9 protein-coding genes are annotated in these 13,566 nt (G+C 44.0%); 3 read left to right on the plus strand and 6 right to left on the minus strand.

Annotated features, from left to right (window positions below; genetic code table 11):
• Positions 1–127 precede the first annotated feature (127 nt).
• From ACE5CV_RS13530 to ACE5CV_RS13555, 6 genes are all read right to left on the minus strand, one after another.
• The gene (locus ACE5CV_RS13530) at positions 128–1,858 is read right to left on the minus strand and encodes a RagB/SusD family nutrient uptake outer membrane protein (RefSeq protein WP_374950715.1); all 1,731 of its coding nucleotides are present in this window, start codon (positions 1,856–1,858) and stop codon (positions 128–130) included.
• Between the two features lie 11 nt (positions 1,859–1,869).
• Positions 1,870–4,857, minus strand: a complete 2,988-nt coding sequence (locus tag ACE5CV_RS13535; RefSeq protein WP_374950716.1) for a SusC/RagA family TonB-linked outer membrane protein — start codon at positions 4,855–4,857, stop codon at positions 1,870–1,872.
• A gap of 295 nt (positions 4,858–5,152) precedes the next feature.
• Positions 5,153–6,742: a DUF6377 domain-containing protein gene (locus ACE5CV_RS13540; protein ID WP_374950717.1), complete on the minus strand. Its 1,590-nt coding sequence runs from the start codon at positions 6,740–6,742 to the stop codon at positions 5,153–5,155.
• Positions 6,743–6,898: 156 nt separating this feature from the next.
• Positions 6,899–7,696 (minus strand): helix-turn-helix domain-containing protein, encoded by a 798-nt coding sequence (locus ACE5CV_RS13545; RefSeq protein ID WP_374950718.1) that lies wholly within the window; start codon positions 7,694–7,696, stop codon positions 6,899–6,901.
• Between the two features lie 59 nt (positions 7,697–7,755).
• Positions 7,756–8,637 carry an oxidoreductase gene (locus tag ACE5CV_RS13550; RefSeq protein ID WP_374950719.1) on the minus strand — a complete coding sequence of 294 codons (882 nt, stop codon included), beginning with the start codon at positions 8,635–8,637 and terminating at the stop codon, positions 7,756–7,758.
• 270 nt (positions 8,638–8,907) lie between these two features.
• Positions 8,908–9,057 carry a hypothetical protein gene (locus tag ACE5CV_RS13555; RefSeq protein WP_374950720.1) on the minus strand — a complete coding sequence of 50 codons (150 nt, stop codon included), beginning with the start codon at positions 9,055–9,057 and terminating at the stop codon, positions 8,908–8,910.
• 208 nt (positions 9,058–9,265) lie between these two features.
• On the opposite strand from ACE5CV_RS13555, the gene ACE5CV_RS13560 reads away from it, so the two are divergent.
• From ACE5CV_RS13560 to ACE5CV_RS13570, 3 genes are read left to right on the plus strand one after another with little or no spacing between them, the layout of a single operon-like run.
• On the plus strand, positions 9,266–10,054 hold the full coding sequence (locus ACE5CV_RS13560; RefSeq protein WP_374950721.1) for a 2Fe-2S iron-sulfur cluster-binding protein: 789 nt from the start codon (positions 9,266–9,268) through the stop codon (positions 10,052–10,054).
• Between the two features lie 36 nt (positions 10,055–10,090).
• Entirely contained in the window at positions 10,091–11,122 is a 1,032-nt protein-coding gene (locus tag ACE5CV_RS13565; RefSeq protein ID WP_374950722.1) for an FAD binding domain-containing protein, read from the plus strand.
• A 4-nt stretch (positions 11,123–11,126) separates the two neighbouring features.
• Entirely contained in the window at positions 11,127–13,415 is a 2,289-nt protein-coding gene (locus ACE5CV_RS13570) for a xanthine dehydrogenase family protein molybdopterin-binding subunit (RefSeq protein WP_374950723.1), read from the plus strand.
• Positions 13,416–13,566: the final 151 nt, after the last annotated feature.

The following is a 13,566-nucleotide window of genomic DNA, read 5'->3' on the forward strand; positions in this document are numbered from 1 at the left end:
TACGGCACATCGTTATTTAAATCCGCATTTAATTTCATCAAAACGTCTTCAGGCAGTTGATTTATCATTCAATAAAAACGGCGCCCCTTACTAAGGGCGCCGTATATAAAATCAACATCAACCAAACTTAATAACCCGGATTTTGCTTTAATTGCGGGTTTACATTAAGAATGTCTCTACCAATCGGGAAAATCTCTGTATGGTTATCACCGTCAGGTTTTTTGTCCCACCAGGTGCCGGTGTTAAATACGCCCCAGCGTATCAAATCCGTTCTCCGGCGGTTTTCGCCAATAAATTCCCTGCCCCACTCATCGAGCATTTCCTGATCATTCAGCTGGCTGCCATCGGCGCGATACAAACTTGCAGACCCGGTAGGATAGTTACGTTTTCTTACCTGATTAAGATAAGTAACGGCACCTGCTTTGTCGCCTTTGCGGTACAAGCACTCGGCCAGCGTGTAGTAGATCTCTGATAAGCGCACCTCTGCATATGCAGATGTGATACGGTTTGCATCCGGTGTTGGGTATATTGGGTATTTAACCATAAACACGCCTGAATTGTGATCGGCATGGTTCATGTTCGATTCTTTATCAGCAATGCGCGTACCTGGCTTAGCATTTAAGAACATACCTACCTGATCACGAATAAACAAAGGGTACGGCCCTTTATTACCTCTAACGGTATCGGCACGTCCAACACCATTTACGGTTCGGGTAAACGGCAAATAACCGTACAAGAACATCCCTTCGCGTTGGCTATTGCCCAGGTTGCGGTATTTTTTTAAACGAACATCATCCGGATACCGTTGAAATTTAACAAATGGTTTACCTAACTGATGCGAATATTCAACGCTGTCGACATCGCGGCCGGGCTGCAGGGCAAAACGCGGGTTTGCCTGCCCAAAATCGGTAAAGCCCATATAAAGCGGTGCAGCATCGTAAGTCATCCCGAAAAAGAACATCCCGCCATCATACTGCCAGTGTGTACGCGATAATGTACCCGGGAAACCGTAGATCACCTCTGAGTTCAACGAGTTATTTGTATAGTCGAACGGTGCGTCCCAACGGTTGTCCAGCGCGTAGCTTCCGTATTTACCGCCAATAATATCGCGACAAACAGCTTCTGCCTGTGCAAATTTGTCTACGCCGGTGTAAACCTTGGCATTCAGATAAAGCCTCGCTAACAACGATGCGGCCCCGGCTTTAGTCCACCTGCCTATACCCTTAGCACCTAACTGGTCACGAGTTGGCAAACCTGGTATAGCATCAGTCAGTTCTTTCTCAATAAAAGCAAATGTCTCTTGCGGGGTAGATTGCGGGTTTCCCTGCGTAGAGTTTTTCACATCAGTAATAATTTCGATGTTGCGGTAAAAATCAAATGCTCTTAAGTAAAACCAGGCTCTTAACGTGCGTAGTTCAGATTTAAAATCTGCCAGTTCCTCTGGCGTAATATTGAGCTTTGCAGGGTCGGTAATGCCATCCATATCCTGTAATGAATTGGTTGATAATACAATGCCCTGGTAAAGGTTTGTCCACACGCCGTTGGTAAAGCCATCTGTAGGTGTCCAGGTGTGGTAGTGCATACGCTGGTAGTAGCCGCCATCCTGCCAATCGCCCTGGCGGTTGTAGGTACCTATCTCGTCGGTACAATCTTCGCTAACAGCGTAGTAATCGTTACCTTGTATACTCCAGTAGCCATGTTCAAAAGGCCTCAGAAAATCCCTTATCACATCATCCCTGCGGGTTAAGAAACCCGAAGCATCTACCTGGTCGTAAACCTTTTCATCCAGCTTTGTACAGCTTCCGGCTAAGATTGCTGTTAGTAACAAGCTGCTTATATAAAGTTGATATTTTTTCATGTTCTTAAATTTTAAAATGTTGCCTGCAAGCCCACTATAATTTGCAGCGTAGACGGATAATAATTAAGCGATGTCCTTACACCGGGGGTAAGGCCATTTACTTCTACCAGGTCCGGGTCGCCACCGGTATAGCCTGTAAACGTGTGCAGGTTGCGGCCTGCCGCATAAAAGCGTACAGATTTAAGGTATTTAGAATTTAACGGCTGTGTATAACCCATAGCAACGTTGTCGATCTTTACAAACGAGCCTGATTCTAAGAAATAATCTGAAGCGACAGAAGTTGTAGAATTGCTGGTTAGTTTAGCGTATTTGCTATTGCTGTCATAAGCAGATTTAAGCACGTTTGCATCCGACTGACTTGATGGTGTACCAATATAAAAAGCTGGAGTGTTAAACAGTTTGTAACCAAATGCACCGCGTAGAAATACATTCAAGTCAAAGCGTTTGTATCGAAAATTATGCGTCATAGATACATTGTATTTTGGCAAACCGTTGCCTACATATTGTTTATCATCGTTTGATGCCTGGTTAGCCGGGATAATAGTCCCATCTTTTTTATAAACCAGTAATGCGCCTGCATCATTTACACCGGCCGATTTAAGCGTGTAAAATTCACCGATACTATGGCCCTCTGCAATCCGCTGGATATTACCCGGCGAACCTGGTGCCGGAAGGCCGGCAACATCCTGGAATGTTGCACCTTTATACAGCGTGTTAGAGAATGAGATAAACTTGTTACGGTTATAAGAGAAAGCTGTACTTATGTTATAGCTAAAGTTATCCTTCTTTACAACCGCACCTGTAAGCGTCACCTCGATACCCTGGTTTTTCATAGTACCCACGTTGGTAAATGTTTGGGATTGCGGGTTTGGTGGTAATGGTACATTGTAGTACCCCAGCAAATCTTTATTGGTACGCACATAATAATCGATTGATCCGCTTAAGCGGCTGTTAAGCAAAGTAAAATCGATACCTGTATTAAAGTTGTACGCGCGTTCCCAGCTCAGATCCGGGTTGATGTTTGACGAAGGACCGTATACCTGGTATTGCACACCATTGAAAGGGAAATACCCCGCGCCGCCATAAAGTAATAGTGACAAGTAATTGCCGAAATCCTGGTTACCTGTTACACCGTAGTCGGCCCGTAACTTCAATTCGTTTATCCACGGTACAGAATTCTTAAAAAAGCCTTCTTCTGATACTCTCCAGGCGCCGGAAATCGCAGGGAAATTACCCCATTTGTTATTCGCACCAAATTTTGAGGAACCCTCGTGGCGCAGGCTACCGGTAAGGATGTATTTGTTATCGAAATCATAATTTAGCCTGCCGAAGAAAGCAATTAGCGTAGACCCGTTTTGTGTTGAGCCAACTGCCGACTGCCCCTGCCCTGCCGCACCTCCGTTATACAAACCTGATCCTAAATTATTCCATAGGTAGGTATCGAAGGGGAAATCATAATTTTGCGCGGCAAATTGCTTGTAGTTATATAAAGCGTACGAGTAACCACCCAGTAACTTGAAATGATTTTTATTTAGATCAAGAGAATAATTGCCTATCCACTCCACGTTCTTTTGATCATTTTCCTGCTGTTCCTGCCGCGCAAAGTTAGTTTGGTTTGTTCTGTTAGCCTGTACTACGGATGAAAGTGTAGACGGGCTGAAATTCATATTACGGGCAGACCTGCTAATCTCTGAAATAGTTACAGTAGTACTTAAATTACGCAGGATATTTGCCCTTAAAGATCCGCTGACATCAAGTTCTTTGATCTCCGACTCCGATTTTATGACAGTAGCATTCTCAACAGGGTTGTTTGAGAAAAATCCGGTATTAAGATAATTAAACGCGCCGGTACTGTTATAAATAGGGTATGTTGGGTTAAGTGTTAAAGCGTTGTTAAAGTTACCCTGATCGGAATTGCTGGTCTGCAAAAACCTTGGTGCTATATTCAAAGTAGCTACCAGAAAGTTGTCTTCAGTAGTATGATTCAAACTTATCCGCGCGCCGTATTCTTTTTTATGTGCACGAAGATCGATACCATCGGCATTGCGGTAATCAGCAGATGCAAAGTAATTTGTTCTTGCCGATCCTCCGGACAACTGAACAGTATGTTTTTGGCTAAACGCCGGTGATTTAGTAACCGCATCAATCCAGTTGGTGCGTGCGCCGTAATCTTGTCCTTGTTTATTCTGTACCCTGTTCTTCACAAAATCTTCGGCAGAAAGATTTTCTAAACGGTTGGTAACATAATCCCAACTGGCGTAACCATCGTAAAAAAAGCGTGATTGCGAACCACCCTTTTTAGTGGTAATGATGATAACGCCGTTACTGCCACGCGTACCATAAATAGCCGATGCAGCACCACCCTTCAGTACATCTATACTTTCGATATCGTTTTGATTGATATTATCAATATTACCGCCGGGAATACCATTCACTACGTAAAGTGGCCCCAGGCCGGCGTTACGTGATGAGGCCCCCCTTAGCTGAATGCTTGGCGATGAATTAGGGTCGCCGTTTGCGGTGTTGGTGATACTTAAGCCGGCCACTTTGCCTTGCAAAGACATTAAAGGGTTATTGGCAGATACGGTCAACAATTCTTTGCCCGATACGTGGGTAATCGCGCTTGATACTTCGCGCTTGTCCAGCGTTCCGTAACCAACACTTACCACAACAACTTCTTTAAGCGCATTGCTTGCTGCAACAAGACTCACATTAACTGATGATAGGCCATTTAAACTTACCTCTTTAGCTGTGTAGCCAATAAAGCTGAAAGAAAGGCTGCGTGCGGATGGCGCAACATTTAGGCTGTAATTACCTTTTGCATCGGTAGTAGTACCAATAGCTGTACCGGTTACAACAACACTTACGCCTGCCATAGGCGAAGCGTCGCCGGCATCGGTAACTTTACCGCTCACCGTTCTGTTTTGGGCGCTTGCAAGGTTGGCAAACGCCATAACGAGCACAAACGTGCTCAAAAAAAGTAAAAGTCTTTTGTGCATAAAAATGATTTTTGAGTTAATAATATTTTGATTGGCCGGCATAAATGCACAGCCCGACAGGTACGCGCTTCAGGGAGGCGCTGTTTCACAGATAGCGTTTTTCATCATTAAATTAGGTAGTATGCCGGATAGGATCCGGTATTAATTGGTTTAATGATGCAATTAAGCTCTGTTATATTGCAAAAACAAGCTATCGGTATACTGGTACGAAAAAATCAAAGAGGTTAAAATGGCAAACAACTGTTTAACAGATGTTTGAAAAGCTCTGAATGAGTAAAAATCTAACCTACCCGGCCTAGTTAACGGCTAATTGAATGCCCATAATACGTTGTTCAAAGTCTTCGGGAGGTACTAAAGCCTTCGATTTTAGACGGAAACGGTAAGTGTATACCGTGCTAACTGTGTATTCTAATATGGCCGCAATGGTTTCGTTATTACTTACACCCAAACGCATCAAGGCAAAAATACGGAGTTGGGTAGTTAGTGTACCGGGCTGTTTAGGTTTAAGCTGGTCTTCGGCAGGAAGCATGGAGTTAATCACCTCAACAAAATCCGGGAATAATTTTAAAAAAATACCGTCGAAAGTATGGAAGAGTTGTCTGCGTTCGGCTTGTATATCTACATTTTCCAATTGACGTAAAACGTCATCTGTACTGCCTGATTTAACTTTGCGGTGTAGATTATTCTTTAATTTATCAAGCTTTACTATATTCCGCGACAGCTCACCAAAGAAAAAACCGATATACTCTTCTTTAATTTTACCTGCTTCCCAAAGTTGTTTATTCTGCAAAGCTAAAAGCTGATTTTTATCACGGATAACCAACTGCCCGGCACGAACTTTTCTAAGCTGTACAAACACGATAAATCCAATAAGGCCGATAATTACCGTTACCACTAAAATTGAAGCCAGAAAGATGACGAACCGTTCCCGCTCCTGTTTCGCCATCAAATCTCGTTTGGCCGCCACAACAGGAATCATCCTGGCTATTTGATAGCGTTGCAAACGCGCGCCAAATTTGTTGGCCTGTTCCATTGCCTGCTGTAAAAAAAAGTAAGCATCGGCAACCCTGCCCTGTTCAGCCAGCGTGTTGCCCAGGTCCATCATTGCCTGTGCCCGGTAGGTCGACGTCTGCACATCATTAATAGCGGCAATTGCCAGCAACCGGATCTTTTCTTCGCCGGTACGATAGCGGCTTAATCCCGTCACTACCATTGCCTCTTCGTGTTTCGACAACTTCTGCTGCATCAGTTTTAAATAATAACGTTCCGGATGCGGGCCGGCGCCAGGTTTTTGCTGAGCTTTAAGAATAAGCTGTTCAAACGATCCGTTATCTGCCAGCATGATGGCCGAATCCAGATAACGGAATTTCTTTTCTAAATCTTCCGGAGCGTAAAAACGATCAGCATTATATTTGGATAGATCAGACCAGGCCCAGGAATACAGTACATAGTAAGATTTTTTTAACTGACGGTCCAGCACGTTTGGGTCCACTTCGCGCAAACAGTCGAAGGTTTCTTTGAACATTCCGGATGTGATGAGCGTGGTGCCTAAGCGCAGTCGGTTTTCGGCTACCTTCCTATTGTCGTGCAGGAGTTTGCTCAACCGGATTAACTGCTGTGCGTAGTGAAAGGTGGAATCAAAACGGTAATCTTTAAATGCCTCGAACAAGCCTAAGGTTACATCATACCTTTTAATAAGGTCGACCGATCCTTTTGAATTTAATTGTTGCCTGAGTGATGCAATTTGCTGTTCTTTTAACTTATCATAACTGTTTTCTTTTGAAATCTCTTTGCGTAATACCGTCAACAAACTGTCCGACGGCGTGGCCGCAAAAACAGAGCCGGACAATAAGAAAAAAAAAGCGAATAACAACAGTGGCTTCATGGTATGCTTCGTAGATAGGCAGTACTACAAAGCTAACCATTACAGATATTTTATGCGCTGTTTAATTAAATAAGCTAGTTACTAATTACCCTACTAAAGTAATGCCTAAACATACAAGCTTTAAGATTTGCTACTGTCACGATCTTCATTTACGGATCATATTTTTGATGGTGCCAGCCCATACTTGTTTTTAAACGCATAAGAAAAATGCGATAAGTTTTCAAAGCCCAGGTCAAGGTAAACATCAGACGCCGAGCGACCTTTGTCCTTGATCAGGTAATAAGCTTCCTTCAAGCGACGCTCGAGCAACCAGTGACCTGGCGTAGTGTTAAAAATCTTTTCGAAATCCCGTTTGAATGTAGCAAGGCTTCGCCCTGTCAGGTAGGCAAAGCGATTCATTTGAACGTTAAAATGAAAATTCTTTTCCATAAATCCTTCAAGGTCTATTTTACCAGGATCATTAAAATCAAATAACACACTCGCAAGATCGGGGTTAGTTTGCAGTAATATCATTATAGCCTCATCTACTTTTAACTGCTGCAATTCCTCCGTGATAACCAAATCGTCCAGACGGTATGGCTGAAGCGATTCCATGTAGCTTTTATAGAGCGCGTGCGGGTTCAACTTAACAACTTTACCAGTTAGCTTTTGGGCTACATAACCAGTGCCGTGTTTGATACTAAAATTACGCAGACTTTGCTGGTCAAGGTAAACAGATACAGATTTAAATTCGCCGCCGGCTGCCGGCTCCTTAACATATTTGACAAGGTTGTTTCGACTGATGAATCGGAAGTCGCCTTCGTTGAAAATATTGGCACAGCCGTCACTGTCCGTCATCGTTAGCTTACCGGATATTTGATAGCTAAAGACATGTTCAGGAACAAACTGCTCGCCCTCCCTTGTACGTATAAAATAACAGGAATATCCAATTTTAGGTCTTTCGTTTATGGCCATGTCGTTAGTTCCAGTTTGATATTAATAGTGACAAGGTAAAGCTACCTTGTCACTATTGATTATTTTTTTAAATTGAGGAAACGCTTACCTGCTTCAGATTTAAGGAAGTTCTCAGCGTCATCGCTATCGGTGGATAAACTAACTTTTTCCCACTTTTCAAGTTCCCGAATTTTCGCGGCCTCTGAATGCTTGACGATAGCAACCGCCTCGCTACCCAGTAATAAATGAAGAGGCGGCTCGGGATTATTCACCAATTCGATGATGACCTTAGCAGCCTTTTCCGGATCACCAATAGGTTTAAAACCTCCACCTTTAAACAGCTGGATTCGTTTATTTACCATATCGTAACCATTAATTTCGGTGGCATAGGTCATTGAGTCTCCAGCCCAATCCGTACGGAACCCTCCTGGTTCAACGCAGGTAACCTTGATACCAAAATCTGCCACTTCAATAGCTAAACCTTCACTAAAACCACTTAAGCCAAATTTAGCTGCCTGATAGACAGAAACGCCACCGCTGCCAACCCTGCCACCCATAGAGCTGATCTGTAAGATATGACCCGAACGCTGCCGGCGCATGTAAGGCAGTACAGCACGGGTAATTTCTATTGGTGCGTACAGGTTGGTTTCCAGCTGGCTGCGCACTTGTTCGTCGCTAAAAGCTTCTACCGCCCCTGTAATTCCGAAACCGGCATTATTCACCAGTATGTCTATCCGGCCAAAGTGATCAACGGTTCCGGCGATGGCCTTATGAACCTGATCCTTGTCATTAACATCAAGTTTTATAGGGTAAAGTTTATCCGGATATCGCATCAACAGATCATTTAAGCTATCAATGTCGCGTGCAGTTGCAGCCACTTTATCCCCGTTCAGTAAAATTGCCTCGGTCAGGCTTCGCCCTAATCCGCGCGAACTGCCTGTTATAAACCAAATTCTTTCCATTGTTATCTATTTTAATTTATACAAAATTAGTCAGGAGCAAAAAACTAATATTTGTTGTAAAGCTCAATTTGCTTTGTTTTGAAGCTCAGATAATTTTGGATTTGTTTGGTTGCTGATTCAAGCGGAAGTCAGCTGGATTCTACTACTTCCGGAACTTTTAAGAATTATTAGCCAGGGGCTGTTGGGATACGGAGATATACTTAAATAGCTATGCAGGCAGTTCATAAGCTTATTAAAAACAAATGATCGACCAGAAGTTTATTTCAGCGCTTATTCACTCCTTAAAAGCTTTGAATCATCTGGGTTCACCTCTGTCTCTTCTTTAGATGGTTCAGACCCTTCAATTTGCTCTTGATTCGCGTTTTCCTGATCCGTTAAGGATTCCTGCTGCGGTGTAACTGGTTGTTTTTTTGGCTCCATTATAAATAGACAAATGCGTTAAATTTTTGTTTAAAAGATGTCTCCCTACTTCGACCTCCCTGATAAACCTATTAAATTGCGAAATATCCTGATCAACCAATCAAAATTTATACGATAATTTGGTCGTCTTTACGACTACTTATCACAAAACAATACGTTCAGGTTTGTGTTTAATATTTTGATTAATAAAGCCTTATAATCACAACTTATGGAAGATCATTCAGAGTTAACCAACCTTTCAGAGGCAGAACGTAAAGCAATAGAAGAATTGATACCCGATGAAATGAGTGAAATTATCACTTCGGGTATTAAACGCAGACACTTTCTTAAACTTTTTGCGGTGACCGGTACCAGTGTGCTGGCCGCTCATCTGTTGGGCATTGAACAATTGATGGCGCGCAGCGCGCCAATCGAACAGCAAGCACCGGCATTCATTGAAAATGGAATCAATGTCTCATTTAATGTAAATGGCAGTCCGCAGCAACTAATGGTCGATTCGCGCATGACGCTGCTTGATACACTAAGAGAGCGCCTTGGCCTTACAGGCTCAAAAAAAGGCTGTGATCATGGGCAATGTGGTGCATGTACCGTATTGGTGGACGAAAAACGTGTATTATCCTGTTTAACACTCGCAGCAACTTGCGAGGATAAAAAGGTTACTACAATTGAAGGCCTTGCCACGGGTAACGAGCTGCATCCTATGCAATCATCATTTATAAAACACGATGGATTTCAATGTGGCTATTGCACCCCGGGTCAGATCTGCTCGGCTGTAGCTTTAGTAGCTGAAGCAAAACAAGGCGATGCCAGCTATGTAACCGCCAATGTTCGTAAAAAAGGGAAATCTTTGAAACTTTCTGATGAAGAGATCAGGGAACGCATGTCTGGTAATATTTGCCGTTGCGGCGCTTATCCTAATATTGTAGATGCTATAAGGGAAGTACACGGCGATAAAGCGGTGGCCCAGGTTTGGCAGTTTGCCGACGGAACAATTTAGACAATACTTTTTATCATTCAAATTTAAGCGTCTGTTATGAGACCATTTAAATACTCAAATCCCACCGACACTACATCAGCGATCGGGATCGTTTCTGCTAATCAATCAGCCAAATATCTTGGTGGCGGCACCAACATTGTCGACCTGATGAAGGAGGATGTGATGCACCCGACAGAACTGGTGAACGTAGCACGATTAAAATACAGTAAGATAGAGAAGAAAGGAGACGGCGTATCCATTGGTGCTACTGCAACCAATTCATTTACTGCGAACCATGAACTTGTAAGGGAAAATTATCCACTCTTGTCTATGGCTATTTTAGCAGGTGCCAGCGCACAGATACGTAATATGGCCACTAATGCAGGTAATCTTAACCAACGTACCCGTTGTACTTATTTTTACGACGTTAGTATGCCTTGTAATAAACGCGAACCAGGCTCAGGATGCGGGGCCTTACATGGGGTGAATAAAAATCATGCGATTTTTGGCTGGTCGGAAAAATGCGTAGCAACCTACCCTTCAGACATGGCCGTGGCCCTTGCCGCGCTCGACGCCGTTGTGCTCGTAGATGGCCCCAATAATACCAAGCGAAGCATTCCCTTTGCAGATTTTCACCGGCTTCCGGGTGAACATCCCGAAATAGATAATAATTTAAAGCAGGGCGAATTCATTACGTCCATCGATCTGCCGGCAAACCGGCTTGCAGATAAGTCGTATTACTTAAAAATCCGTGAGCGGTCATCTTATGCATTTGCCCTTGTTTCTGTTGCAGCAGCATTGCTGACAGATGGGAATACAATCAAAGAGGCCAGGATTGCCCTCGGGGGGGTTGCCCATAAACCCTGGCGTGCAAGTGTTGCCGAGAAATGGCTAATTGGGAAACAGGCCACAGAGGCAAATTTCAAGGCAGCAGCAGTTGCCGAATTGAAAAATGCAAGACCTTTACAGCATAACAAGTATAAAGTAGGCCTTGCAAGTAAAGCAATAGCACGTGCGTTAGAGGGCGCAATGCAAGGCGGCGTATACGGAACTATGGAAGCAGATTCAACAAACACTAATAACAATTAAGATCATGAGTGAAACCGGTAAACCAATAAGCCGCATTGATGGCCGAATGAAAGTTAGTGGTAAAGCAACCTATTCTGCAGAGAATAATTTTCCGAATATGGCTTATGCCTTCCCCGTTCGTGCTACCATCGCAAAGGGTAAAATCGCTTCGATTGATGACGAGACAACAAAAATGGAAAGCGGTGTAATTGCCGTTATCAGCTATAAGAATTCATTTAAATTAAAGCCGCTGGATATGCAGGCCCAGGCAAAAGCAGGTGCTGCATTTCTTGGCGAAAACCTTCCGCCGCTACAAGATAACGTAGTGCATTACCCAGGGCAGTTCATCGCGCTGGTAGTAGCCGAAACGTATGAACAAGCGCGTGCAGCAGCATATAAATTAAAAGTGCGTTATACTGCTGAAAAAGCTGCGATTGATCTGAAAGCAGAACTACCGAATAGTACAAAACCCAAAATGTTCATGGGTGAAGAAGTCCAGGTAAATGATGGTAAAGCTGCCGCACCCCTCGCCGGATCAGCAAAAAAAGTAGATCTTAGCTATTCAACCCCGGTTGAACACCATCACCCGATGGAACCACATGCTACCGTTGCCGTATGGGAAAGCCCTGAGAAGCTCACGTTATATGACGCTACACAGGGCGTCGGAATGACTAGTTCCATTGCAGCTTATTTTTTTGGATTAAAGCCTGAAAATGTAAATGTAATAGCACCGTTTGTAGGTGGCGGCTTTGGTTCTAAAGGGCTTTGGCTGCACACTCTTATCGTTGCGATGGCTGCCAAAGCAGCTAACCGGCCGGTAAAACTTGCGCTAACGCGGCAAATGATGCAAACTAATGTTGGGCATCGCGCCGCAACCATACAGCAAGTAGCATTGGGTACAGACTCGGGGGGTAAGTTAAGCGTGGTACGTCACCATACCGATACTTATAATAACCTTACGCAATTTTTTGAGCCAAGCGGCAAGCAGTCGCTTGTATTGTACCAGGCACCGCTTCGCGAGGTAACTTATAATGTTGCACAACTTAACCGCAGCACGCCTACATTTATGCGCGCACCTGGCGAAACACCCGGCACGTTTGCGCTCGAATCGGCTATGGACGAGATGGCTTACCAATTAAAAATGGATCCGGTTGAGTTCCGGATTAAAAATCATACTTCTAAAGATCCTGTTAAGGGTCACGATTTTTCCAGCGAATTCCTTTTAGATTGTTACCGTATTGGTGCCGAGCGTTTTGGCTGGTCGTCCCGTAGCATCGAACCGAGACAAAAAAGAAATGGTAAATACCTGGTAGGTTATGGTATGGCAACTGCTACCTATCCGGGCGGCCGCAGTGCAGCATCTGTAAAGGTTGTAATGAACGCCAAAGGCGATGTAACCGTGATGACCGCGTCTATAGATATCGGTACGGGCACATACACCGTATTGGCACAAACAGCAGCAGATGCGCTTGGCATTCCGGTTGACCGGATCGATGTTAAAATAGGCGATTCTAGCTTACCGCCAGCGCCGCTTGCAGGAGGCTCGCAAACAACAGCGAGTATCCATCCCGCAGCATTGGATGCTTGCGTTATGTTAAGGAAAGATTTAACTGCGCTTGCAATTGCCAACCCTGATTCGGAACTAAAAAATCGCAAGCCGGAGGAAATTGGTTTTGCAGGTGGCAAATTATTTGTAAAAGGTGATGAAGGTAAAAATGAAACTTACTTAAATATTCTTAAACGTGCAAAGCGAAATGAAATAGAAGCGTGCGCAACAACATTACCGGTTTCGGGAAATGGCCTTACTGTTCCCAGTGCACTTTGCACACCCAGCCAAACCCCGCCAGAACAAAACAGTGATAACAAGCACTATGCTTTCCACTCCTTTGGCGCCCAGTTTGCCGAAGTTTGGGTAGATGAAGATTTTGGCACTATCCGCGTTAAACGGTTTACAAGTGTGCAGGACGTTGGCCGTATCATGAATGAAAAGACCGCACGCTCGCAGGTTATTGGCGGAGTAATCTTTGGGATAGGTGCAGCACTAATGGAGGCTACGGAATATGATAAACGCTGGGGCAATCCTGTAACACGCACACTGGCAGATTACCATGTTCCGGTACATTTGGATGTACCTCCTATTGATGTACATTTTATAGGTAAACCCGATCTGCACATATCGCCTATCGGGGCACGCGGTATTGGTGAGATCGGGATAACCGGAGTATCAGCAGCTATCGCTAACGCCGTTTTCAACGCGACCGGTAAAAGATTAAGAGATTTGCCACTGACGCCTGAAAAATTTTTTGATGTCTAGATCGCTGGTAACTGTGTATTGTTGAGCAGTATTTGAAGAGTGAATGTACAAACCCTGCAATATCTATTTGGCCGGGTTGACGGCATGCCTTTGGGCAGAATGGCAGAACCTGAACAAACCGCAGAATTGGTTTAATTCATAGTGTCGTCAA

It is taken from the genome of Mucilaginibacter sp., assembly GCF_964263795.1.
In the GTDB taxonomy this organism is placed as follows: Bacteria; Bacteroidota; Bacteroidia; order Sphingobacteriales; family Sphingobacteriaceae; genus Mucilaginibacter.

Bases quoted from the DNA above. Each gene is read 5' to 3' on its own strand.
- ACE5CV_RS13535 (WP_374950716.1), bottom strand. From the start codon at position 4,857: ATGCACAAAAGACTTTTACTTTTTTTGAGCACGTTTGTGCTCGTTATG.
- ACE5CV_RS13570 (WP_374950723.1), top strand. From the start codon at position 11,127: ATGAGTGAAACCGGTAAACCAATAAGCCGCATTGATGGCCGAATGAAA.
- ACE5CV_RS13565 (WP_374950722.1), top strand. From the start codon at position 10,091: ATGAGACCATTTAAATACTCAAATCCCACCGACACTACATCAGCGATC.
- ACE5CV_RS13560 (WP_374950721.1), top strand. From the start codon at position 9,266: ATGGAAGATCATTCAGAGTTAACCAACCTTTCAGAGGCAGAACGTAAA.
- ACE5CV_RS13545 (WP_374950718.1), bottom strand. From the start codon at position 7,696: ATGGCCATAAACGAAAGACCTAAAATTGGATATTCCTGTTATTTTATA.
- ACE5CV_RS13555 (WP_374950720.1), bottom strand. From the start codon at position 9,057: ATGGAGCCAAAAAAACAACCAGTTACACCGCAGCAGGAATCCTTAACG.
- ACE5CV_RS13540 (WP_374950717.1), bottom strand. From the start codon at position 6,742: ATGAAGCCACTGTTGTTATTCGCTTTTTTTTTCTTATTGTCCGGCTCT.
- ACE5CV_RS13530 (WP_374950715.1), bottom strand. From the start codon at position 1,858: ATGAAAAAATATCAACTTTATATAAGCAGCTTGTTACTAACAGCAATC.
- ACE5CV_RS13550 (WP_374950719.1), bottom strand. From the start codon at position 8,637: ATGGAAAGAATTTGGTTTATAACAGGCAGTTCGCGCGGATTAGGGCGA.